Genomic DNA, 24138 nt, shown 5'->3' with positions numbered 1-24138 from the left:
GCGCGCGGTCCCCGCCCGCCACCGAATCCGCACCGCCCTGCGCGAGCCGCGCGGCGAGCGCGTCCGCAGCGGGCAGCGCCAACGCGAAGAGGCTCTCCAGCAGGCTCGCCGCCGCGGCCCGCAACTGGGGCTCGGGATGACCGAGCTGCGCCCCGATGCACCGCACCAGCTCGTCGTAGGGGCCGCGCCAGGTCCGTATCAGTCCGTGGCACATCCATACGGCGTCCGTGCGCTGCGCCGGATCGCCACTGGTCAGCCTGCCCACGAGCAGGGTGATCCGCTCATCCACCCGGTCCCCGAGTGTCGCGTAGAGCGTGCTCAGGAGCTCGTCCGTGCCAGAGCCGACCTGGGGGCCGCCGTCTGCCGTACGGCCAGGTTCGTCGGCTTTCCGGATCACGGACCTGCGTGTGCCGGTCTCGCGGCTCCCGGTTGTTCGTGTGCCGGTCTCGCGTGTGCCGGTGTCCCGGACCTGGGCCTTGCGGGTGTCGGTTTCCCGGGGCTCGCCCTCGCGGGGGCCGGTCTCGTGTCCGCCGGTGTCCGGGATTCCCGTCGCCCGTGCGTCGGGCCCGTGTGCGTCGGGCCCGTGTGCGCCGGCCTCCCGGGCTCGGGCCGCCCGGGCGTCGGTCTCCAGGCCGCCTGTTTCGCGGTCGTCGGCTTCCCGTGTCCCGGTCTCGCGTTCGCCGGTGTCCCGCAGCAGGGCCGTCGCCACCGCGGCCACGTCCGGCGGCAGGCTCCCGGGGGCGCACCTGGCCAGTTGGGTCAGCGCGGCGAGGCGCAGCCCTGCCGTGTGGGGCCGGGCCAGCAGGCCGATCAGCCACCGCACCGCGTCCGCGTGCAGCTCCGCGTGGCGCAGGGCGATCCGCCCGACCGCCTCGACGAGTGCGAGCCGCACATCCGGATCCCGTTCGGCGTCCAGTCGCGCCCGTAACAGCGTCAGCACCCGCGCGGGCTCGTCGTGCAGCATCGCCAGCGCGCACGGCACGGTGATCCGCACCCCGGGGTCGTCGTCCGCGAGCAGGCCGAGGAAGACCTCCGCACCCGCGGCGACCGCGGCGGCGGCCATCGCGTAGTTGGCTGCCTCCTCGAACTCCCCTGCTTCCGCGCCCGGTTCGGGTTCGTCGTCGCCGTCGAGCTCGATACCGCCGATGCTGGTCAGCAGCTCCACGATCGCGCCCCGGTCCTGCACGTCGGGGCTCGCGGTGAGTTCCAGCAGAAACGGGATGGCGGCCAGCGTCGAGTCATAGACCTCGCCCTGCCGGTGGACCGCGGAGTACATCCCGTCGAGCGCGGCCTCCCGCTCCACCGGATCCGGCGACGCGAGTCCGCGCAGCAGCCCGGGGACGTCGTCCGCCGGACCGTACGCATGCCCGAGTGACGACCAGTCGACCTCGTCGATCCCCGTGAACACGCCGTTGCCTCCCACACGCCAGGTGCCTGGGGAGAGTGTGCACCACGGCGGCCACGCCGAGGACTTCGAAAACCGGCACCCCATCGTGGCTTTCCGGCCTGTCGGGGTGCGGGCCGGCGCCGGCTGCACACGTACGAGAGCCAAAAGAATGCGGGCGGCGATGTCGAGAACCCGTGGCTCGCTCCGTCCCCGTGGTGAACGCGGCCAGAATGGGCCGCACCAGCACTGAGGAGAAACACCATGGCCAAGTACTTGCTGCTCAAGCACTACCGCGGCGCTCCGGCTTCGGTCAACGACGCGCCCATGGACCAGTGGACGCCGGAGGAGATCTCGGCCCACGTGCAGTACATGCAGGACTTCGCGGCCCGGCTCGAGGGGACCGGCGAGTTCGTCGACGGCCAAGCGCTCGCCCCCGAGGGGACATGGGTCCGGTACGACGGCGAGGGCCGCCCGCCGGTCACCGACGGCCCGTTCGCCGAGACGAAGGACCTCATCGCCGGCTGGATGGTGATCGACGTCGACAGCTACGAGCGCGCCGTCGAGCTGGCCGGGGAGCTGTCGGCCGCCCCCGGGGCGGGTGGGAAGCCGATCCACGAGTGGCTCGAGCTGCGTCCGTTCCTGGCCGCACCGCCCACCATCACGGAGTGACCCCTGAGGTGAACGAGGCCCTGCTCCGGAGCCTCACGCCGAGCGTGCTCGCCATCCTCGTCCGCCGCGGAGCCGACTTCGCGGCGGCCGAGGACGCCGTGCAGGACGCACTGGTCGAGGCGGTCCGCGTCTGGCCCGCAGCCCCCTCCCCGAGCCCTTCGAGCAGGGGATATCCCGTGCGGGACCCCAAGGGCTGGCTGGTCACCGTGGCCTGGCGCAAGTTCCTCGACGCGACCCGCGCGGACGCCTCCCGCCGTCGGCGCGAGGACCTCGTGCACGAGGAGCCGGCGCCCGGGCCCGCGTCCGCGGTGGACGACACGCTCCAGCTCTACTTCCTGTGCGCCCACCCGTCGCTGACGCCGTCGTCCGCGGTGGCGCTCACGCTGCGCGCCGTCGGCGGGCTCACCACCCGCCAGATCGCCCAGGCCTACCTGGTGCCCGAGGCGACCATGGCGCAGCGCATCAGCCGGGCCAAGCGCACCGTCTCCGGCGTGCGGCTCGACCAGCCCGGCGACGTCGCCACCGTGCTGCGCGTCCTCTACCTGGTCTTCAACGAGGGTTACTCCGGCGACGTCGACCTCGCCGCCGAGGCCATCCGGCTCACTCGGCAGCTCGCAGCCCAGGTCGACCACCCCGAGGTGGCGGGGCTGCTCGCCCTCATGCTGCTCCACCACGCCCGGCGAGCCGCACGGACCGCGCCCGACGGCAGCCTGGTGCCGCTCGCCGAGCAGGACCGCGGCCGGTGGGACACCGAGTCGATCGCCGAGGGTGTACAGATCCTGCAGGCGGCCCTCGCCCACGACCGGCTGGGCGAGTTCCAGGCCCAGGCCGCCATCGCGGCGCTCCACGCCGACGCGCCCGCCGCCGAGGAGACCGACTGGGTGCAGATCGTCGAGTGGTACGACGAACTCGTGCGCCTGACCGACAGCCCGGTCGTCCGGCTCAACCGAGCGGTGGCCGTCGGCGAGGCCGACGGACCGCGGGCCGGCCTGGCGGCGCTGTCGGCGCTGGACGCCTCACTGCCCCGCCACGCCGCGGTGGCGGCGTATCTCCACGAGCGCGCCGGCGACCTGGCGACGGCGGCACGGCTGTACGCCGAGGCGGTCCACAAGGCACCCAACCTCGCCGAGCGCGACCACCTGACGCGCCGGGCCGCCCGGCTCAACGCCCGCCGGTGTCGCTGACGGCGCGCGCTCGGACACCGCCGCTCGTGACGGGCGACGAAGCCCGTGCTCACCCGTCGGGCCGTACACGCACGAACCGGGCGGTCTCGTGGCGTCCGGCCCCCTGGCGCAGTTCCACGAGGAGAGGCTCGGTGAGCATCCGCACGGGCCCGTGGTCCGGGTGGTCCGTCAGCTCTCCCAAGCGACCGCGTACCAGCTCGCCGACCTGCCGTGACTGCACCGGGGTCAAGCGCGGCGACGTCTTCACCGTTCGATCATCGGGAAGCCGGACGAGAAGCGCCCGCGGTCGCTCCACCGGGCCGAAAACGCCGAGTAGCGCGCCGTCCCGCGTGTCGGAATGCCGGATCTTCCTCCAGGACCAGGTTCCTCCTGCCCGATAGGGCGAGTTCAGTGCTTTCGCCACGATCCCCTCGACGCCCACGGCTCTCATGTCGCGGAACCAGGCGCGAGCAGTTTCCTCGTCCAGCGTTGCCAGCACACGCTGAAGGGGTGGGTCGACGTCCCGCAGCACCGCTCCGAGCAGCTCCCACCGGTCCCTCAGGGGCAGGGCCCTGACGTCCCGGCCCGGGACAGCGAGGATGTCGAACGCGATGTAGGACACCGGGACTCCCGACCGCTCGCGATCACTGGGGGACCGGAGCAGGTCGGTGAAGCTCAGCCGCCCCTCGCGGTAGGCGCACAGCTCACCGTCCAGCACGACTCCGGGTGGCAGGTGATCTCGCAGGTATGCGGCGATCCCGGAGAATTCTCTGGAGAGGTCCCTTTGCGAGCGTGACTGCAAGAAGACCCTTCCGCCGTCGAGGATGAAGGCGAGGGCGCGGAACCCATCGAGCTTGAGGGAGTACTGAAAGCCCCCGGGCGTACTGCCGTGCTCGGGGATCTCGTCCGCCGGCCGGGGGCGCATGACGTCGACCGGTGGTCGAAGGGCCACTCTCGGCGAGCTCTCGTCCATGCAGCCAGGTTCAACCCGCGTGGTCCTCGGGGCAGGGAGGGGCTCGCCGTCCTGGTGGGCCTGTCACCGGGACAGCCTCAGCAGTCATGAGCCTCATGCGCGCGGCTGGGTGTGGGCGGATCGTGGTCCTGGGCGTCGCTCAGCGCCTCGCGCGTGAGAAAGATCAGCAGCATCGGGAAGCAGGCGGACGAGCGCATGGACTTCGGGTCCGAGCCGCACTGCTTCCCCCGAAGGGTGCTGCCACGGTTCCGAAGGGCCCGACGGTCACCCCAACGGACGATCACCTCACGGCAGACTGCCCGCACGCTCGGGATCGAACAGCGGCGCCAGCAGGTCCCCGTGCCGTTCGAGCCGCCCCGCGATATCGCCCATCCGGAACACCAGCTCGGACGGGGAGCCGCAGGCCTCGATCTCCTGCCAGGTCACGGGGGCGGAAACGGTGGGTTCGGGCCGGGCGCGCAGGGTGTAGGGGGTCGCGGTGGTCTTCGCGGCGGCGTTCTGGCTGTGGTCCACGAACACCTTCCCGGGGCGCAGCGCCCGTGCCATCCGGTGCACCACCAGACCGCCGAGTTCCGCCTCCGCCTCGACGGCCAGGGACTTCGCGTACGCCGACACCTCATCGGAGGGGGTCGGCTCCAGCGGCACCAGCAGGTGCAGGCCCTTGGCGCCCGAGGTCTTCGCATGGGCCTCCAGACCGTCCGCGGCGAGCCGCTCGCGCAGCCACAGAGCCACTTCGCAGCACTCGACCACGGTCGCAGGATCGCCGGGGTCGAGGTCGAGGACCATCCGGTCGGCCCTGGCGGGTTCCTCCACCCGCCACTGCGGAGTGTGAAATTCCACCACCAGATTCGCTGCCCAGACGAGCCCGGGCAGATCCGCCAGGACCACCTGCTCGCCCTTCTCGCGCGAGGAGCGGGGTACCTCGGCGACACGCACCCAGGAGGGGGTGCCCGGTGGTGGGTTCTTGGTGAAGAACCGCTGGCCGTCCGGGCCGTCGGGGTAGCGCAGGAACGAGAGCGGGCGGTCCTTCAGGTGCGCGAGGAGCGGGTCGGCGGTGAGCGCGTAGTAGTGCAGCACCTCACCCTTGGTGGTTCCGGTCGCCGGATAGATGACCTTCTCCAGATTGCTGAGCGCCAGGCGCCGCCCCTCCACCTCTGTGATGGGCGTCATACGATGAGAATCCCATATGTAACCCCTGATGCCTCCTATCTCCTGTCATAACCTCTCCATACCGCATGAAAGGGATGGCACGTGCGATCCATCTGGAACGGCGCGATCTCCTTCGGGCTGGTCAGCATCCCGATCAAGCTGGTGAACGCCACCGAGAACCGCTCGATCTCCTTCCGTCAGATCCACACGAGCGACGGCGGGCGGATCCGCTACCGCAAGGTCTGCGAGCTGGACGACGAGGAGGTCCCCACAGCGGATATCGGCAAGGCGTACGAGGACGCGGACGGGACGATGATCCCGATCACGGACGCGGACCTCGCCGCACTGCCGCTGCCCACCGCGAAGACGATCGACATCGTCGCCTTCGTGCCCGGGGAACAGATCGACCCGCTCCAGATGGACGCCGCGTACTACCTCTCGGCGAACGGAGTCCCGGCCGCCAAGCCCTACACACTGCTGCGCGAGGCGCTCAAACGGAGCAAGAAGGTGGCGGTGGCGAAGTTCGCCCTCAGAGGGCGGGAGCGGCTGGGGATGCTGCGGGTGGTCGGCGATGTGATCGCCATGCACGGTCTGCTCTGGCCGGACGAGATCCGGCAGCCCGAAGGTGTGGCCCCGGAGACCGAGGTCACGATCCGCGAGGCCGAACTCGACCTCGCCGACGCCCTCATGGCCACCCTCGGCGACGTCGACCTCGGCTCGCTGCACGACGACTACCGGACGGCGGTCGAGGAACTGATCGCCGCCAAGGCGGAGGGCGTCGAGCTGGAGCCGGAGCGCGCCCCGGCCGCCGACGGCGGCAAGGTCATCGACCTGATGGCCGCGCTGGAGAGCAGTGTCCGGGCGGCGCAGGAGGCCCGCGGTGGCGAGGCGGAGGCCGGTGGGGAGGTCACCGAGCTGAGGCCCCGTGAACAGGCCGCGAAGCCGGCGCCCAAGTCGGCCAAGGCCGCGCCCAAGGAGACGGGCGGCAAGAAGTCCACGTCGATGGCGAAGAAGACGGCCGCGTCCCGGTCGGCTAAGTCCACGGCCAAGAAGGCGTCGGGGGGGAAGTCCGACTCCGCCAAGTCCGCCACCGCCAAGTCCACGGCGAAGAAGACCACGGCCAAGAAGGCCACGCCTCGCAAGAAGGCCTCCTGACGGGGCCTGACGTGCCCGTAGGGCCGGGAGCGGCGGACGCCCCCCACCCCTCAGGACCCGAGCGGCTCGACGCGCACCGTACGGTCGGACGCCTCGGGCGCCATGAACGCGAGCAGACCGGCACCCTCCTGCTCCAGCGCCTTCCGGGAGGCCCGTGACAGCCGCTCGAACGGCTCGAGCACGAGGGTCGCCGTGTCGCGCTTGCCGTCCACCCGCCATAGGCCCGCGACGAACCCGTCGACCAGGAAGGTGGCCCGGATGATGCCGTTGCGGGTGAAGATCGCCGACCGCCGCCGCTCGTCGAGGATGCGGGAGCGGTCGTCGTGCGCCAGCAGGATGTTGTCGAACTCCGGCAGAAACCGGACCGGTGCCTCGGAGTCGGGGTCGGGCAGCGGTGCGTCCGGCAGATCGAAAAGCTCTCGGCCGTCCTCGTCCCGGAGCACCCGCAGCCCTGGGCGCAGCCGGTCGACCACCTCCCGCAACCGGGTCAGCCCCGACCACATCTGGACGTCCTTGACCGACGCCGGGCCGTACCCGCGCAGATAGCGCAGCACCAGGTCGTCCAGGGTCGCCCCGGTGCCCAGGGGGCGGCCGAGCCAGGACTCCGCCGTCGCGTACCGGGTCAGGCCGCCGACGCCCCAGATGCCGCGCGGGGGCACCTGCACCAGCGGGAGCCGTCCGCGCGCCGCGTTCGCCAGCCCGTCCGGGTCGCGCTCCGGCCACCGTGCGGCCAGGGCCGCCCCCAGCTCCTTGGTGGTCAGCGGCTCACCGCCCAGTGCCTCGCGGCCGGCGGCGTCCAGCTCATCGGGTGCCAGACCCGCGATCGCCTTGGCGAACCTCGCCACCCCGCGTACCTGCCGGTCCAGGACGGGCTGCACCAGCGGGCGCAAGGCCAGGCAGTCCTCGGCGGTGACCAGGTGGACGGTGGCCCGCAGCAGCGCGAGGCGTACCGCTTCGCGCCCCGTGAGCAGCCCGGCCAGTTCCTCGTGGCGGAAGCCGGTCAGCCGGGTCCACAAGCCCACGTAGGGCGGCGCGGGAGCCTGGGCCTGCATGCCGATCAGACGCGTGATCGCCTCGGCTGCCGTGAGCTGGTGCCGCTGCAGCAGGAGCTGGCGCTCCAGCAGGGCGCGGTTCAGGGCGCGCGGGCCGAGCGTGGTCATGGAACGCCCCCTGTGAGAGTGCCGTGAGACGCGGCGGACGACATGCGGTGCACCCCCCACTCTGCCCTGTCCCGCTCGCACACGCCTTGAGGACTCCTCGAAACGGCCGCTGAACAGGGCCCGTGGGGCCGCCGCCTTCCTTTAAGTACTCCAGGCATGCTCTAGCAGCGCTCCAATCACGCTGGCTATACCGGATGGTGACCATCTGTCATCACGAGGAGTGAGACGTGACCTCCACCAACTTCCGGCCGACGGACACCGACAGCGAGGCTCCGCCCCCGGCCGAAGCCGTCGCGGTGCAGCCCTCCGGGGCGGGGGTTTCGCCCGCCCCGGACCGGCGCCGCTGGGCGGCGTTCGTCATCATGACCGTTGCCACGTTCCTCGACATGCTCGACGGCAGCATCGTCAACGTGGCCATCCCCACCATCCAGCACGACCTCGGCGCCAGCTACGGCGCCGTCCAGTGGATCACCGCCGGCTATGTCATGGCGTTCGCCCTGATGCTGATCACGGGCGGCCGGCTCGGTGACATCTACGGCCGCAGGAAGATGTTCCTGCTCGGTGTCGCGGGCTTCACCATCGCCTCCCTGCTCTGCGGTATCGCCATGAACCCCGAGATGCTCATCGCGTCCCGGCTGTTGCAGGGCGCCGCGGCGGGCATCATGGTGCCGCAGGTGCTCTCCATCATCCATGTGACCTTCCCGGACAACGAGAAGGGCACGGTCTTCGCCGTCCACGGCACCGTCGGAGGGATCGCCGCCACCGTCGCCCCGCTCATCGGCGGTGTGATCGTCGCGGCCAACATCTTCGGCTGGGACTGGCGTCCGATCTTCCTGGTGAACGTGCCGCTGGGCGTGGTCGGCTTCTTCCTCGGCCTCAAGTACATCCCCGAGTCCAAGGCGCCGCACGCGCTCCGCGTCGACCTCCCCGGTGTCTTCCTCGCCACCCTCGGTCTGCTGCTGCTGCTCGCCCCGCTGACCTTCGGCCGTGAGCTCGGCTGGCCGGCGTGGGCGTTCGCCTCCATGGTCGCCGGAGTCGCGGTACTCGTCGGCTTCGTGGCGTACGAGCGGCGCAGGAGCCTGACCAACGGCTCACCGCTGGTCGCGCTCAACCTGTTCAAGGCGCGCAGCTTCAGCTCGGCCCTCGGACTGATGCTGGCCTGCTTCACCTTCACCGGTATGTTCATGCTGGCCCTGTACATGTACATGCAGCTCGGTCTGGGCTGGACCCCGCTGCGCGCCGGCGTGACCCTGCTGGCGTTCGCGTTCGGTGCGTTCATCACCGCCTCCGCCTCCGTGATCGCGCTGGTTCCCAAGTTCGGCCGCACCGTGGTGCAGGTGGGCGCGGTGGGCATCGCCGCCGGCGTCGGCCTGTTCCTGTGGATCAACGGCAGCAGCGACGGGGACATCACCAGCTGGAGCATCGCCCCCGCCCTGTTCGTCATCGGCCTCGGCTTCGGTGCCGCTGCCACCCCGATCTCCCTGTTCGGCCTCAAGGACGTGCCGCACGAGGACGCGGGGTCGGCGTCCGGGCTCATCAACACCATGCAGCAGCTCGGTTTCACCATCGGTATCGCCGTTGTCTCGCTGTCCTTCTTCACCCCGCTGGTCTCCTCCGCGACGAGCAGCGGGGACGAGCTGGCACCCAAGCTGCGCCAGGAGCTGGCCGCGGTCGGCGTCCCGGCCGACCAGCTCGGCGGTGCGGCCTCGGCCTACCGGCACTGCGTCAACGAGCGCTTCGGCGGCGAGAACGCCTCGGACGAGCCCGCAGACTGCGTCGCACCGGCAGTCCGCGGCAACGAGAAGGCCGTCGCGGTGGTGGAGTCGTACGTACAGCGGGCGGGTGCGCAGACCTTCTCCGGCGCCTTCCAGGTCACGCTGTACACAGGTCTCGGCTTCATCGTCGTGGCCTTCCTGGCGGCAGGCGCGCTGCCCCGCCGGGTGAGCGCACCGGGACAGGGCTGACCAGCCAGGTCTCCTTGCGTGTGCACCACTGACGAGGAGGCCTCCGGACCATTCGGTCCGGAGGCCTCCTCGTCGGTTCTCAGGGGCGGTGCGGTCAGCCGCGGATACGTCAGCCGATGCGGGTGGCCTTGGACTCGACGGCGATCGGGCCGGTCCAGGGGGTGCCGTCCTCCAGGTCGATGAAGGCGGTCCCGCTGGTGGCGAAGCTCTTCCGGTTGTAGCTGCCGACGTGGACGGCGTTGATGGAGCCGTGCTCGTTGCCGTTCTCGTCACGGTGGGCGTGGTGGGTGATCCAGAAGCTGAACGCCTTCCCGGCGCCCGGCTTCCAGATGCCCGTACCCTCCAGCGGGGGCGTGGCCGAACCGGGCTTGTTGACGCAGTGCACCTTCTGGTCCGCGGTCAGATCGCAGATGATCCACGAGTACAGCGGGGGGTCCTGGGCGTGGATGGTGATCAACACGTCCCACTTGCCCACCGGGCTCGCCGCCTTGTGGGACACGGCACCGGGCGCGGAGTGCCCGGCGCCGATGGCGGAGGCGGTGGCGGGAGCTGCGGCCGGCACGATCATGGCGAGCAGCACGGCCGCGACGGCCCCTGCGGTGCGGCGGCTGACACGTGTCGAGGTGGTAGCGCTCATCGGTGCGTCTCCTGGTTTCGGCCCGTGATGTGGGCAGTTGGGTTGGTTGGGTGGGCGTAGGGTCGCGGCAACTGCTCGACGTCACGTCCAGGGCAGGTGGAGACGTACCGGAACCCGGGCATGCCGGACGGCCGGCCAGGGTTCGCGATCACCCTGGTCGGCCGCACGGGCGGGACGGGCCCGGCCTACCCGGCGGGCATGTCCCCGAATGCGCCCAGGTGTTCCCCGACCCACTGCCGGAAGGTGCGCGCGGGAGCGCCCGTCCAGGGCTCGCAGGTGGCATCGGTGTCCGCGGGCCGAGAAAGCCCCGCCTCCCACTGGTCGAGCAGTGAGGCGAGCACCGGCGGGGGTACGAACCGGCCCATCGTCTCCCTCGCCTCGTCACGGTCCAGGTCGCGTACCTGGATCTCCCGCCCCAGCAGCTCCGCGATGATGCCGACCTCGGTACGGAAACTCAGCGACTGCGGCCCCGAGAGCGGGACCACCCCGCTCACCCGGGACCCCTCGGCGAGCGCCACCACGGCCACGTCCGCGACATCGGCGTCGTGCACCGGGGCCACCTGGGCGTCAGCGAACGGCTGCTGGACCGCACGGCCCTCCCGGATGTCGGCGCTCCAGCCCAGCGCGTTGCTCGCGAACGCGCCGGGACGCAGGAGCACATGGGGCAGCCCCGAGGCGAAGACGGCGTCCTCGACCACGCGATGGTGCCGAGCCAGCGGATCCTCGTGCGCACCGGGCAGCATCACGGTGTTGGACGACAACACCACGACATTGCGTACTCCCGCCTCGTCCGCGGCTTTCAGGAAGTCCGCGACGCCGTCCGGCTCCGCGTACAGGAACACCTGGGTGACACCGTCCAGCGCGGCCCGGAAGGTGCCGGGTTCCCGGAGGTCGAGCGCGACCGTCTCCACGCCATGGGGGACGGCGAGATCGCTGGCTCTGCGGCTGGAGGCGCGCAGGGGACGTCCGGTGGAATGCAACCGCGCGACGACCTGGCTGCCGATGTTGCCGCGCGCTCCTGTGACAAGAATGGTCACGAGAAACTCCCGTGTTCGACGACGTGCTTTCAACGGCCCCGGACCGGGGCAGGCGGTCGTGGGCCGGGTGACGGCCTAGACCACTTGAATCACCGTTCCGGTTAGCCCCTGGAAAACGGTCGAATGAGACTCGGGTGTTGCTTGATTCCCGCGTCTGCCTGCATCTTTGGTGGTCCGGGCAGATGATCGGAGCCGGTTTCCGGCCATCCTTGGCCATTCCGCTACCCGCCTTTTCCGGCCATCGTCGAGCCGTACGTCAGTGGTGCGCTTCCAGCCATGCGGCGCCGCCTCCACCATCACCCCCATCACCGCTCCAGCCCTCCTCCCTAGGCTCGCTGGCGACATCCGCCGCGCAGGCGTTGCCCGAGGAGACCCCGTCATGGCAGAACTGCCGCTGTTCCCGTTCCCCGGATCGAGCCATCGCGGCCCGGATCCGGTCTTCAGCCGGCTGCGCGCCGAACAGCCCGTCGTCCGGGTGACCACCGCCAACGGCACACCCGCCTGGCTGATCACCCGTCATGAGGACATCCGTACGGCCCTGGAGGACCCGCGTCTGAGCCGCGCCGCGTCCTACGAGCCGACCGCGCCGCAGTTCGAAGGGCTCTTCCAGGCGCCCCCCGGGATGATCATCTCGCTGGACCCGCCCGACCACACCCGGCTGCGGACGCTCGCCGTCCAGGCGTTCTCGCCCGAACGGATCGAGGGCATGCGTCCGAGGGTGCGCCGGCTGGTGGAGGAGCTGCTCGGCCAGGCCGAGAAGGACGCGGCCGAAGGGCCGGTGGATCTGCTCGGAGCCCTCACCGGCCCGCTGGCACTGTCCGTGATCTGTGAACTGCTGGGCGTCCCCGAACAGGACAGGACGTCGTTCCACGGCTGGATACGGCGGTTCGCCGACGTGGGCGGCCCGCAGGACGAGGCGGTCGCGGCCCGGGAGCAGCTCGGTGCCTACATGGCCGGTCTGGTGATGGCCAAGACACAGACCCCCGGAGACGATGTGCTCTCCGCCCTGATCGCGGCCCGGCTCGGCCACGACCGGCTCAGCACCGAGGAGCTGATCGGGCTCGGCTACACCCTGCTCGGCGCGGGCGGCGACTCATCCGCGAGCCAGCTCGCCAACTCGGTGCTCACCCTGCTCGCCCGCCACCGGGATGTCTGGCACCGGCTGGGCGGGCACCCCGAGGAGATACCCGCGGCCGTCGAGGAGCTGCTGCGGGGAGTCAATCTGCTCGGCGACGACACCTCGGGCCTGCCCCGGATCGCCACCGAGGACATCACCATCGCCGGGGTCACCATCCCGGCCGGGGACGCCGTCTTCCTGGCCTTCGCGTCGGCCAACCGGGACGGGACCGTCTTCACCGACCCGGACCGGCTTGACTTCGGCCGCACCCACAACCCGCACCTCACGTTCGGTCATGGCGCCCACCGCTGTCTGGGCGCACCGCTGGCCCGGATCGAGCTCGCCGTGGCCATCGAGGAGCTGACCCGGCGCTACCCCGACGCGCGGCTCGCGGTGCCGGAGGACGAACTCGCGTGGCAGCAGGGCGATGTGAACCACCGCCTGGTGGCGCTGCCCATCCACCTGCACGGTGACCCGACCACGTAAGGGCTCAGACCCCACCGGACGGATCTTCGGCGGGCTCGGCGGGCGCGCTGAACAGCTCGTCGCCGTACAGGTCCTCCAGCCAGTTGGCCTGGTAGACGGTGTCGAGATAGCGCTCGCCGAGGTCCGGGGCGAGCGCCACCGCGGTGAGCCCGGGCGTGTGGTGCTGCTCAAGCCAGTTCATCGCCCCGCTCACCACGGTGCCGGTGGACCCGCCGAACAGGAAGCCGTGGCGTGCCAGTCGGTGGCAGGCCCGGATGGTGTCCACCTCCTCGACGCGGATCACCTCGTCGACGTACGCCTCGTCGAGCAGCGGCGGGCGCATGCTCATGCCCAGGCCGGGGATCATCCGGCGGCCGGGCGGGCCGCCGAAGGCCACCGAGCCCACGCTGTCCAGCGCGATGATTCGTACCGGACGGTGCCACTCCCGGAAGAAGCGCGCACAGCCCATCAGGGTCCCGGTGGTACCGGCCCCGATGAACAGCACGTCGAGCTGGGGGAAGCTCTTGGCGATCTCGGGGGCGGTCGTCCGGTAGTGGGCCTTCCAGTTGCTCGGATTGGTGTACTGGCTGAGCCATACGTACCGGGTGTCGGACGCGCACAGCGCGCGTACGTAGTCGAGCCGAGCCCCGAGGAAGCCGCCGTTCGCCTCCTGGCCCGCGATGACATGCACCTGGCTACCCAGCGCTTCCATCATCAGCCTGGTGGACAGGTTGCAGCGGGAGTCGGTGACACACAGGAACTCGTAGCCCTTGCTCGCCGCGATCATGCTCAGCGCGACACCCAGATTTCCTGACGACGACTCGACAAGGATGGAATCCGGGCCGAGTGTGCCGTCCCGCTCCGCGGCCTCCACCATTTCGACGGCGGCCTTCAGCTTGATCGAGCCTGCGAAGTTGAAACCCTCACACTTCAGGAAAAGCTCATGCCCGTGACCGAAGACCGACTTGAGGTCGACATAGAGATCGTCCTCATTGAAGGCGTAGGGATCGGATATGACTGGCACGATGGCCTCCTCATGAAGCAGGGCCGTGCGGATGTCCATCCGGCCGTGGGCGGATCGCGATCGTCCTCATCTCCCTCATCCGTGTCTGCGCCGTTCGTGGAAGAAGTCCTCGACGGTGTGGAGGTCTCCGGCGCGGGCGGTTTCGTCGTAGACGTACTTTCCGACGGCGAGGTCGAGCACACCGAGCCCGAAGGGGGAGAACACCACGGTCCGGTCGCCGGGGATGCCGACGCGCCGGCTGATGACGTCCTCCAGGGTGCCGCCGAGGAAGTCACGGTTGCCGGTGAGCTGTTCGACCAGGTGCGGTGACGTGTCGGCCTTGAGGCAGTGTTCGACGTCGTCGACGATGTTGGTGGACTCGAGCAGGATCTCGGGGGCGAGGTCCCGCAGCGAGACGTGCAGCACCAGCGGGTGGTGGCTGAACCAGCCGGGCTCGGTGACATGGGGCTGTCCCGCGATCGTGGCGAAGACCACGAGACCGCTGCCCCGGATCAGCTCCTCGGCGCTGTCGTGGACGGTGACACGGCCCGGGGTGCTGTGCTCCTCGAGATACTGGCGGAACCCGGCGGCGCTGTCGGGGGACAGGTCGTGGATGCCGATCTCGTCGAAGGCCCAGCCGGTGGCGCTGAGATAGGTGTGGATGTAGCGCGCGATCAGACCGGTGCCGAAGAAGCCGATCCGGGTGGGCCTGGTGGTGTGGCGGGTGAGGTGGTCGGCCGCGAGCGCGGCCGACGCGGCGGTGCGGCTGGCGCTGATGATGGAGCTTTCCAGACAGGCGAAGGGATAGCCGGTCTCGTGGTCGTTGAGGATCAGCACGGCCGAGGCACGGGGGATCCCGGCCTCGACGTTGTGCGGGAAGCTGGAGATCCACTTCAGACCGTCGACGCCGTCCGGCCCGCCGAGGGAGGCGGGCAGCGCGATGATGCGGGAGCCGGGGCGGTCGGGGAAGCGGAGGAAGTACGAGGGCGGGTTGATGGTCTGCCCTCTGCCGTGGAGCAGGTAGGTGGCCTCGACCAGCTCGACGATGTGCTTCTCGTGGCCTTGCAGGACCCGCTGGACCTGTGCGCCGGAGATCACGGAGAACGGCGGCACGACCGTGCCCGTGCCCGTGGACGTGTTCGTTTCCGGATTCGTGTCCGTGGTCATCGCGGAGTTCCCTGGGGGCTGGTGGTGGGCTGGGGGTGGGCCATGGCGACCAGGACGGTGCGGTCCCCTTCGTAGGGTTCCCGGCTGTGGGCGGTGCGCAGGTTGTCCACGAGCATGAGGTCGCCGTCCTGCCAGGGCTCGCGGCGGGTGTGGGCGTCGTAGACGCTGTTGATCAGGGCGATGGTGTCCTGGTCGAGGGGGTCGCCGTTGCCGTAGCGGGTGGTGAAGGGCAGGGCGTCGGCGCCGTAGACGTCGATGAGGTACTCACGGACCTCGGGGGCCAGGGTGAACTCGCTGAGGAACGCGATCTGGTTGAACCAGCAGCGCCCGCCGGTGACGGGATGGCTGATGACGGCCTGGCGGTGCTGGCGGGTGCGCAGGCTGCCGTCGTCGTGCCAGGTGTACTCGATCGCGTGGGCACGGCAGTAGTCCTCGACGGCGGCACGGTCATCGGTGCCGAACGCCTCCGCCACCGAGGCGCCGATCTCCTCGTTGTAGCAACGGTCCAGCAGCCAGCCCTGTTGCGCGAACCGGTCGACCAGCGCGGCGGGCAGCGCCTGGCAGACCTCGGCGGCATCGGCGACACCGGTCACCCCGCCCTCGGCGGGGGCCTTGAGACAGGCGAACATCAGCAGCGACGGGACGGTCTGGGTGTAGCTGAGCTCGTGGTGCATGCACATCGGCTGGTTCGTCGGCCAGGTCGCGGAGGAGTAGATCCCCTGGCCGTACTCCTCGCGTGCGGCGAACCCCTCCTTGTGGTCCATGAGCTCCGGGGCGAGGGCGCGGAACACCCCGGCCGCCTGCGTGGCGTCGCCGATGCCCAGGCCACGGACGAGCAGCGCCCCGTGCTCGGCGACGGCCGCCCGCAGCGCGTCACGATGCCCGGCCGCCCACGCGGCGGCATCCCCGCCGGGGTTGTCGACACGCAGCATCGGGGGCTTGCCCGCGGGCACCTCCACCTCTAGCAGCGGTGCGGGGGGTGAGGACGACATCTCGCGTTCCCTTCTGTCTGGTTGTCTGTCTGGTTCCGCTTTCACGGGGTGGGCCAGTCGGCGGCGTGCAGCACGGCTTTCGCCGCCTCGGTGGGACGGGTGCGCAGGAAGTAGTGGCCACCGTCGGGAAGTTCGAACAGCTCTACGCGCTCGGCCAGCAGCTGCCAGCCGAGATGTGCCTCGCCGGGCTCCGCCGTGGCCGTATGGGGGTCGTCGGCGGCGACGATCACCGTGACGGGCGCGGACAGTTTCACGCTCGGTGGTGCGTCCATGGCATCGGCGAAATAGCGGTGCGCGGACACGCAGTCGTGCCGGTATGCGGCGCCGACCTGCTCGGCATGCCGGGGATCGAGCTGCTCGCCGAGCTCGGAGTAGCCGCTGTCACCGCCGAGTTCGGCGGCGATCCCGGCATTGCCGCGCGCGGCGAGTTCGTCGATGGCGGCGCGGCGTGTGGCGGCGTCGCCGAGCAACTGCGCGCCGAGGAAAACCCTTTGGACCTCGACCCCGCGTTCCTCGAGCCGCCTGGCCGTCTCCAGCGCGGGCGCCGTGCCCGATGAGTGGCCCCACAGCATGACCCTGCCGAGACCGCGGGCCTCGATCTCGTCCACCACCTGCCCGACCAGCCGGTCCAGCGGTGCGAACGACGCGCTGTCGGCGGTGGCGGGGTCATGACCGGGCAGCTCGACCGCGTACACCGCGGGCCCGCTGTCCTGGAGCGCCCTGGCCATCGCCTGGAAGTTCACCGCGTTGCCCCCGGCGTACGGGAAGCACACCAGGGCTGTGGCGGACCGGCCGCTCTGCGGGCGGGAGAGCGCCTGAAGCAGCTCGGACGACGGTCCCGTGCCTGCGGCCGTGCCGGACTTGGTGTCGATGAGGACGGCGAGCTCGGCGAGTACGGGGTGGGCGGTGATGTCCTTGAGGGTGATGGCGCGGTCGAGGGCGATCGCGAGTTTGACGGCCGAGAGTGAGGTGCCGCCGCGGTCGAAGAAGTGGTCGTCGCGGCCGATCCGGTCGGCGGGCAGGCCGAGGATGCCGGCGAAGGCGGCGGCGAGGCGTTGTTCGGTGGGGGTGGTGGGGGAGCTGGTGACGGGGGTGGCAGCGGGTGCGGTGTGTTCGGCGGTCTCGCGGACAAGTGCCTTCTTGTCGACCTTGCCGTTGGGCGTGAGGGGGAGCTCGGCGCGGTGGTGGTAGGTGGTGGGGACCATGTAGGCGGGGAGGTGAGCCCCCAGCGCGCTGCTGAGTTCGGCCTGGTCCAGTGGGGTGTGCCGGGTGTAGTAGGCGGTCAGGTGGGGGCCCGTGGCGGGGTGGTCGATGAAGGTGACGGCGGCGTCGCGGATTCCGGGGAGGGTGAGGAGGGTGTTCTCGATCTCACCGATCTCGATGCGGAAGCCGCGGATCTTGACCTGGGTGTCGCGGCGGCCGAGGAATTCGAGCTTGCCGTTCGGGTGCCAGCGTCCGCGGTCGCCACTGCGGTAGAGGCGGGCGCCGGGCCGGTAGGGGTCCGTGCCGAAGGCAGCGCGGGTGCGTTCGGGGTCGTTGATGTAGCCACGGCCCACGCAGACGCCCGAGAACACGATCTCGCCGGGGGCGCCGAGAGGGACGGGATGGAGGTGTTCGTCGGCGACGTAGATCCGGACGTTCGGGACCGGGGGCCCCAGCAGCACCCGCTCGGGGGCGGCGCGCATGAGCTCGTGGTTGGTGTCGTCGCTGGTCTCGGTGAGTCCGTAGGCGTTGAGCAGGGCGATCGCCGGCTGGTTGGCGAACCAGCGGACAGCCAGCTCGCGCTTGAGCGCTTCGCCGGTCACGGACACGTACCGCAGGTGGGCCAGGGGGCGTGGGTGGCGCTCGAGGTGGGTGAGGACCGCTTCCAGATACGACGGCACGAGCTGGGCGACATTCACCCGCTGCTGGTCGATCGTGTCGAGGAAGCGGGGGACGTCGAGGATCGTCTCCTGGTCGACCAGGACGGTGCGTCCGCCGACCAGATGGGCGGCGATCAGCTGCCACAGGGAGATGTCGAAGCACTGGGGTGCGGTCTGCGCGACCGCCGTGCCCTCACCGATGCCCAGATCGTCGATCTTGGCGTGGAGGTGGTTGAGCATGCCGGTGTGTTCGCACATCGCGCCTTTGGGCTCGCCGGTGGAGCCGGAGGTGAAGTAGATGTACGCGAGCTGGTTCGGGCCCACCGCCACATCCAGGTCACTCGCGTCGGTCTGCCCGGACACGGCCTCGTCGATCAGCAGCCGCTGCACGGCGGGCAGTTCGGCGAGTGCCTGGTCGAGATGATCGGTGCTGCCCGGTTCGGTGAGGACCAGGGGGCAGTTGGCGCGCGTCAGGATGCTGCGGACCCGCTCGGGCGGGAAGTGCGGCTCGACCGGCAGGTAGACCCCGCCGGCCTTGAACACCGCCCACACCGACGCGAGCCAGTCGAGGCCGCGCTCGGTGACCACCCCCACCGGCTGCTCCGGCCGCAACCCGGCCACCAGCAGGGCCCGCGCCAGCCGGTTCGCCCGCGCGTTCAACTCGCCATAGGTCCAGGTGTCGGTGCCGCGCACGGCCGCCACCGAGTCCGGGTGCTCGCGTACCCGCTGCTCGAACAACTCGTGTGCCCGTGCCTGCGGCAGCTCCCGCTCAGGCCCGGCCAGATCCTCGAGCTGGTGGCGCAGCTCCCGCGCCCCCACGAGGCCCTGACCGGTGTGGCCGGCGTCGACATCCGCGCACAGCAGTCCCAGCGCGGTGACGTGGTACCCGGCGATCCGTTCGCCCGCGTCAGCGTCCAGCACGTCGGCGCGGTAGCGCACCCGCACCGCCCACTGCCCGTCCCGGCGTACGAACCCCACCCACAACACCGTGTCACCCTCGGGCGTGCCGTCCGCACCGTACGGGTCCACCACCACCTCGAAAGGCGCCGCCGAAAGCCCCAGCTCACCCACGAGTTCCCGCCACGGGGAGTCCAGATGCGTCCGCACGTCACGTGCGGCCCGGTCGGCCCCCAGCACCAGCCCGCGCCACGACGACACCGTCAGATCCAGCCGGCACGGGGCTGCGGGTGCGCCCTGCACCGCCACGTACCCGGCCAGCACCTCGTCCTCACCGCACAGGGCCGACAGCACCTTGGCGTGCCCCGCCAGCAGCACCGACTCCACCGGCACTCCCAGCTCACCCGCCAACCGGGGCAACGCCGAAGCGACCTCGTCGGGGACCGCGGCCTCCTGCTCACCCACCCCCGGCACGGGCGCAGATGTCCAACGAGGCACGGCGGCGCGTCCGGCGTCGGCCAGCACACCGCGCCAGAAGTCACGGGAGCCGTCACGGGCTTCGATGGCGGTCTCCATGCGCATTCCCATCGGACCTTTCCTGTCAGGACTGGTGGCTCTGGGCGTTCCGCACCGCGGCGGTCCGCAACTGGGCCGCCGGGTTCCCGCCCCACTGGTCGTACGCGGGTACTTCCTCGCCCTTCATGAGGAAGGAGTCGGCGGCGAGCACCGCACCGTCGCCCATCGTCACGCCGTAGTGGACATGGGCGCCGACACCGAGCGTGCAACCGGAACCGAGGACGCTGTGGTCGGACTTGAAGGTGCCGTCCTCCTGGGAGTGGCACTGGACCTTGCTGCCCGCGTTCAGCGTGCAGTCGTCACCGATGGTGGTGAGGGTCCGCTCCGTCATCAGGCAGCCGTCGTCGAAGACGCGCTTGCCGATCCGCACCCCGAGCAGCCGCCAGACCGTGGCCTTGAACGGGGTGCCGTTGAGGACGTTGAAGTATTCGCTCGGCACCTTCCACAGGCGTTCGTGCCACCAGAAGTACGGGTCGTAGATGGAGCGCAGCTGTGGCTTGAGGGGCCGGAACCTCGCGATGCAGCGCTCCACCAGGACGAAATAGAGCATGGTGAGCGCCAGCACGAGTGCCAGGGACACGGCGATCAGCCCTTGCCCGAGTGCGCCGTAGCGGTCGACCGTGGTGAGGCCGATCAGGGTGATGGCGAAGAAGAGCAGCCAGCGCACGAAGAGCATCAGGGCCATCGAGCGCAGGTTGTAGTGGTTCTTCGCCCGCAGGCGCCGGCGCAGCTCGTCCCCGGCCCTGAGGTGGTCGAACCGCATGTCGCGCTCCACCGACCGGGGAATCTCGAAGCACGGTGACCCCAGCAACCCCACACCCTCGCGGATCTCACCGTCCAGCGGCACCATCACCTTCGTGGCCAGCAGGCAGTTCTCGCCGGTCCTGGCCCCGGAGGGATAGGCGATGTTGTTGCCGAGGAAATTGTGAGCACCGATGGCCGCCGGGGAAACACGGAAGGACGTGCTGGAGAAGTCCGCGTTCACGATGGAAAGTCCGTCCGCGATCATGGTGCCGCTGCCGACGGTGCTCAAATAGGGGGTTTCGTGCTGGACTTCGGTACCGAAGTTCGAGCCGGTCTGCTCGACCCGAGAGAGGTCGTATCCCAGCCCCTTGAGGTAATAGACGATGTACGAGCTGTCACCGAACAGCCATTTGAAGAACTTGATGTTGGTCACCCGGGCGATTGCCCGGTGCACCGAGTAGTGGAATCCGTAGAGCGGATACGCCTTGTCGGGCTTGATGACCAGATTCATCAGCCGGGGCACGGTGAGCATCCCGATCAGGCCGAGGATGACGAATCCGAAGAACAGCACCAGGGAAACGATGAGGGCGTCGACGTATATCACCGGCGACATGATCGCCGCGGCACCCGGCTCCAGCAGCCTGCCCAGGGAGGGAATCTCGGTGAGGAGGATGTACGCCCCTCCGATGCCCAGCGGCACGTACACGAGGAACAGCTGGAGCAGCGTGACGAAGCCGTAGCTCGCCCGTCGCAACACCCCGCACTTCGCCGGGGCGACCCGCACGTAGTCGATCTCCGTGCGTTCGGCGGGGGAGCCGTGCCAGTGTTCGCCGTCCGGGACCGTCTGGCCTCGCTGGAGTGCGGACGTGTGGCCGAGCTGGGTCCCGTCGCCCATCGACGTGTCGATGTCGAGCACGGTCTTCTCGCCGATGAAGACATCCCGTCCGAGTGTGATCGGACCGGTCTGGATGCGCCCGGCGTGGGCCCGGTAGCAGAGGAGGTAGGAGTCCTTGCGGACCACTGTCCCGTCCCCGATGGTCAGCAGGTCCGTACAGACCGGGACGGTACGGGACAGGAGCGTGACGTTCTTGCCGATCTTCGCGCCCAGGGCCCGCAGATACAGCACATAGAGCGGATTCCCGACGAGGAAGATCATCGGACTGGCATGGGTCAGCGCCTTGATGGTCCAGAACCGCAGATACGTCAGGCCCCAGACCGGGAACTCGCGAGGCTTCCAGCGGCCGATGAGCAGCCACTTCGCCACGATCGGGAAGATGCACATGCCGACGAGCCCGGCGCCGCCGAACGCCAGGGAGCGCAGGTAGATGTCCAGTGCGCCGGAAGCGGTGGACACCCACTCGAAGCCGGTGGCGGTGATCGCACCGGCGACGAAGCAGTAGCCGAAGAAGATCAGGAACTGCGCCGTTCCGCACAGCACGTACCGCAGCGTGCTCGCAGGCTTCCCGGCCCCGACCCCGGTGCCTTCGGCGACCCGGGCGGCTCCGGTGGCGTCGACCGTCCTGTCGGTCGTGGCCACCAGCGCGACGACGTCCGGGACCGCGCCGGTGGACGCAGTCGCGGGGGACCCGGCAGGGGCAGGAGGCGGAGCCGCGTCCGCGAGCGCGCTCGCCAGGCTGCGGATCGTCGGGTTCTTGTAGATGTCCTTCATCGACACCGAGGGCAGATCGGCCCGCTTGCGGACCCTGGCACAGAATTGCGCCATTACCAGAGAATTGGCCCCCAAGTCATCGAAGAAGTGACTGTCGACCGACACCCGCTCGGTGCTCACGACATCAGCAAGCACCTCGGCGAAACTTCTCTCGGTCCCGTTCGTCGGATCTACGCCGCCGTTTTTGGAGTTTTCCGAGCGGCCCGACCCGGGCGTCAAGACCTCGAGAGATTTTTCCTCCATGCGAGTCTCTTTTCTCATCACAAAACCCTGCTACCAGTCTCCGTCGTCCCCGGGCGCATTGCCACTCGAACTCGCTCGTGTCGGCCCGTCGGTGGGCTTGAACGGCCGGGGAGCGGGGGGTGTGGCGTGTTTGAAGGCCAGCGCCCGGGTGTGACGTGAATCCGCCGAACGGGTTAACACGGGCGGGGTGGTGATGGGGTGATGCGCTGAACGCCGATTCGACCGTTGCTCTCGCCGTGAGGAGGGGAAATAGAATACGAAGGAGTGGCCAAATTAATTACCTACGACATCTCGATTGCTCATGGCGCCGACTCGAAAAGGAAGGCGAAAATGGAGGGGTGAAAATAGACCCTGGGTGGCGGCCTGGTCGACCCGCGCCCGCATGAGTCTTTCCCGCCGCCTCAAAGGAAGGCGGCTGGCATGCGCGGGACACGGTGCATGTGGGCTGCCGAGGTCGCCCTGTGGGCTCCGGCAAGCCCGGGAGCCCGGGCCGAGGTGGTGAACATCGGGACCGGCGTCACGGCCGGCGTGCGGAAGGCCGCGGCACTGGTCCGCGACTGAGACGCGGGAATCGGGCGGTGCAGGCCGAGATGCCCGTGTGCCTGATCAGGACAGGCGGACTGAGATACTCCCGTCATATGGATGCCGGGGCGACGGGGAGCGGCACGCGAGCGGGCATGGAGGTGCCCGCGCGGGCCACGTCGGCGCACGCCGCGGGCTGGGTGTCGCGTCCTGCGGCGGCCGCGGACCTCGAGGGGATCGCGGAGTTGCGAGCCGCGGTCATGCGTGCGGATGTGGAACGCCTGGGGCGTTGCGACGAGCACCGGGTACGGCAGCGGCTGCGGGACTCCTTCTCCCCGCAGCACACCTCGATCATCATGATCGACGGTGGACTCGCGGGATGCGTCACGGTCCGGCCCGTCGAGGGCAGGCAGTGGCTGGAGCCCTTCTACCTTGCTCCGCACTGTCAGGGCCGAGGGCTCGGTTCTGTCGGTTGCGCTCGGTACCGGAGCGAGCGGACGCGCAGGGCGTGGCCGTGGGCTTGACCGCCCTGCAGGGCAGTGCTGCCCGTCGCCTCTGCGAACGCCACGGATTCGTCGTGGAAGACCAGGACCCGATCGACGTGTTCATGATGCGCCCGCCCGGGGGCGATGGCGACCGCTCTCATGAATTCCTGACCTGCGACGGTGCGACGACATCGACGCGGTCCGCGAAGCGGTCCTCTGCGGCCCGTGACGTGACGGCGGCCCGCATGGGTTCTTCGGTTGCGACCAGGAACGGGCCCCGTAAGCCCTGCCCCATCCTGCTTCTGCGGCTTCTCCCGTGTACATCCCGGTGATTCGACCGGGCCATTGGCAGACGGGTTGCCGGCGCGGTGCGAGTTTCGGCAATGCGTGAGCGGCGAGGGCGGCGGCCGAACGCCTCCGGCAAGTGAACCGGAATCACCGATTCAGCATCAACAAGCGGGCAAATCGGGGTGGAACGCACCACTCAGGTCACCGATCAGTGGCTGCCAGATAACTTATTGACCAGTGCACATCAGGCCATCTACATTCCGCGCTGGCTCGTTTTTTCACACCGGCCCTGCCGCTCGATCCCCGGGAAGACCCATGCACTGGTACCTCGACGTCCTCAAGAAGTACGCCGTGTTCAGCGGCCGTGCGCGCCGCCAGGAGTACTGGATGTTCACGCTCATCAACGTGATCGTCTACGCCGTGCTCATGGGCATCGACCTCGGCGTCCTCAACCTGGGCTTCATCGCCCCCCTTTACTCGCTGCTCGTGCTCCTCCCCAGCCTGGGTGTCACCATCCGCCGTCTGCACGACACCGGCCGCTCCGGCTGGTTCGTGCTCCTCGGCCTGATCCCGCTGGTCGGCCCGATCATCCTGCTGGTCTTCCTGGCCGGCGAGGGCAAGGCGGAGGAGAACCAGTACGGTTCGAACCCGAAGCTCGCGACCGCCTGAGGTACGTCCTCTCGCGGTGCCACGGTGGCGCCGGACACCCCGACGCGGGCGGGCCACCCGGCGGGGGGTATGGGGGCCACCAGCGTGGGGGCGGGTTCGCGGGGGGGCACAAAGAGGGGGAAGGGGGGGAGGGAGCCCGGGCGGT

Annotated in this window: 18 protein-coding genes and 1 pseudogene; 8 read left to right on the top strand and 11 right to left on the bottom strand. The window is 69.9% G+C overall.

From position 1 onward, the window contains the following. The coding region (locus ACFV6V_RS08565; RefSeq protein WP_385561023.1) for a HEAT repeat domain-containing protein at positions 1-1408 on the bottom strand (1408 nt) is incomplete at its 3' end. A 240-nt stretch (positions 1409-1648) separates the two neighbouring features. On the opposite strand from ACFV6V_RS08565, the gene ACFV6V_RS08560 reads away from it, so the two are divergent. Beyond that, entirely contained in the window at positions 1649-2056 is a 408-nt protein-coding gene (locus ACFV6V_RS08560; RefSeq protein WP_385561020.1) for a YciI family protein, read from the top strand. Between the two features lie 8 nt (positions 2057-2064). Next, entirely contained in the window at positions 2065-3240 is a 1176-nt protein-coding gene (locus tag ACFV6V_RS08555; protein WP_385561058.1) for an RNA polymerase sigma factor, read from the top strand. Positions 3241-3289: 49 nt separating this feature from the next. Here ACFV6V_RS08555 and ACFV6V_RS08550 read toward each other — a convergent pair whose 3' ends face one another. Both ACFV6V_RS08550 and ligD read right to left on the bottom strand, forming a co-directional pair. Continuing rightward, on the bottom strand, positions 3290-4192 hold the full coding sequence (locus ACFV6V_RS08550; protein WP_385561017.1) for a DNA ligase: 903 nt from the start codon (positions 4190-4192) through the stop codon (positions 3290-3292). Positions 4193-4477: 285 nt separating this feature from the next. Next, positions 4478-5362: a non-homologous end-joining DNA ligase gene (gene ligD / locus ACFV6V_RS08545; protein WP_385561014.1), complete on the bottom strand. Its 885-nt coding sequence runs from the start codon at positions 5360-5362 to the stop codon at positions 4478-4480. 81 nt (positions 5363-5443) lie between these two features. Between ligD and ACFV6V_RS08540 the strand changes: the two genes are divergently transcribed. Next, entirely contained in the window at positions 5444-6496 is a 1053-nt protein-coding gene (locus ACFV6V_RS08540; RefSeq protein ID WP_385561011.1) for a Ku protein, read from the top strand. A gap of 50 nt (positions 6497-6546) precedes the next feature. Here ACFV6V_RS08540 and ACFV6V_RS08535 read toward each other — a convergent pair whose 3' ends face one another. After that, positions 6547-7656 (bottom strand): winged helix DNA-binding domain-containing protein, encoded by a 1110-nt coding sequence (locus ACFV6V_RS08535; protein ID WP_385561008.1) that lies wholly within the window; start codon positions 7654-7656, stop codon positions 6547-6549. Between the two features lie 227 nt (positions 7657-7883). Between ACFV6V_RS08535 and ACFV6V_RS08530 the strand changes: the two genes are divergently transcribed. Continuing rightward, positions 7884-9620, top strand: a complete 1737-nt coding sequence (locus tag ACFV6V_RS08530) for an MFS transporter (RefSeq protein WP_385561005.1) — start codon at positions 7884-7886, stop codon at positions 9618-9620. 109 nt (positions 9621-9729) lie between these two features. Here ACFV6V_RS08530 and ACFV6V_RS08525 read toward each other — a convergent pair whose 3' ends face one another. After that, the gene (locus ACFV6V_RS08525) at positions 9730-10257 is read right to left on the bottom strand and encodes a hypothetical protein (protein WP_385561002.1); all 528 of its coding nucleotides are present in this window, start codon (positions 10255-10257) and stop codon (positions 9730-9732) included. Positions 10258-10442: 185 nt separating this feature from the next. Next, on the bottom strand, positions 10443-11294 hold the full coding sequence (locus tag ACFV6V_RS08520) for an NAD(P)H-binding protein (protein WP_385560999.1): 852 nt from the start codon (positions 11292-11294) through the stop codon (positions 10443-10445). Positions 11295-11673: 379 nt separating this feature from the next. On the opposite strand from ACFV6V_RS08520, the gene ACFV6V_RS08515 reads away from it, so the two are divergent. Then, entirely contained in the window at positions 11674-12897 is a 1224-nt protein-coding gene (locus tag ACFV6V_RS08515) for a cytochrome P450 (RefSeq protein WP_385560996.1), read from the top strand. A gap of 4 nt (positions 12898-12901) precedes the next feature. Here the strand turns inward: ACFV6V_RS08515 and sbnA are convergent, their stop codons facing one another. From sbnA to ACFV6V_RS08490, 5 genes are all read right to left on the bottom strand, one after another. After that, the gene (gene sbnA, locus ACFV6V_RS08510; protein ID WP_385560993.1) at positions 12902-13900 is read right to left on the bottom strand and encodes a 2,3-diaminopropionate biosynthesis protein SbnA; all 999 of its coding nucleotides are present in this window, start codon (positions 13898-13900) and stop codon (positions 12902-12904) included. Positions 13901-13975: 75 nt separating this feature from the next. Further along, on the bottom strand, positions 13976-15046 hold the full coding sequence (gene sbnB / locus ACFV6V_RS08505; RefSeq protein WP_385560990.1) for a 2,3-diaminopropionate biosynthesis protein SbnB: 1071 nt from the start codon (positions 15044-15046) through the stop codon (positions 13976-13978). Next, positions 15043-16038 carry a TauD/TfdA family dioxygenase gene (locus ACFV6V_RS08500; protein ID WP_385560987.1) on the bottom strand — a complete coding sequence of 332 codons (996 nt, stop codon included), beginning with the start codon at positions 16036-16038 and terminating at the stop codon, positions 15043-15045. The genes sbnB and ACFV6V_RS08500 overlap by 4 nt, the downstream gene beginning before the upstream one ends. Before the next feature lie 41 nt (positions 16039-16079). Beyond that, the gene (locus ACFV6V_RS08495) at positions 16080-19373 is read right to left on the bottom strand and encodes an amino acid adenylation domain-containing protein (protein WP_385560984.1); all 3294 of its coding nucleotides are present in this window, start codon (positions 19371-19373) and stop codon (positions 16080-16082) included. Between the two features lie 25 nt (positions 19374-19398). Continuing rightward, positions 19399-22029, bottom strand: coding sequence for a Pls/PosA family non-ribosomal peptide synthetase (locus ACFV6V_RS08490; protein ID WP_385560981.1), 2631 nt, complete (start codon positions 22027-22029; stop codon positions 19399-19401). Between the two features lie 420 nt (positions 22030-22449). Here ACFV6V_RS08490 and ACFV6V_RS08485 point away from each other — a divergent pair, with 420 nt between their 5' ends. The 3 genes and pseudogenes from ACFV6V_RS08485 to ACFV6V_RS08475 all read left to right on the top strand — a co-directional run bounded on the left by ACFV6V_RS08485 (position 22450) and on the right by ACFV6V_RS08475 (position 23993). Beyond that, complete coding sequence (locus ACFV6V_RS08485; protein ID WP_385560978.1) at positions 22450-22590, top strand: hypothetical protein; 141 nt, start codon at positions 22450-22452, stop codon at positions 22588-22590. A gap of 116 nt (positions 22591-22706) precedes the next feature. Next, a pseudogene (locus ACFV6V_RS08480) lies at positions 22707-23173 on the top strand (GNAT family N-acetyltransferase); the annotation flags it as partial. Positions 23174-23639: 466 nt separating this feature from the next. Continuing rightward, a complete protein-coding gene (locus ACFV6V_RS08475) occupies positions 23640-23993 on the top strand; it encodes a DUF805 domain-containing protein (protein ID WP_385560976.1) in 354 nt (117 codons plus the stop codon). Positions 23994-24138: the final 145 nt, after the last annotated feature.

The sequence above is a fragment of the Streptomyces sp. NPDC059828 genome (genome assembly GCF_042731955.1).
In the GTDB taxonomy this organism is placed as follows: domain Bacteria; phylum Actinomycetota; class Actinomycetes; order Streptomycetales; family Streptomycetaceae; genus Streptomyces.
Note: the sequence above shows the minus strand (reverse complement) of the source record. Positions and strands in the feature narration are given on the sequence as shown.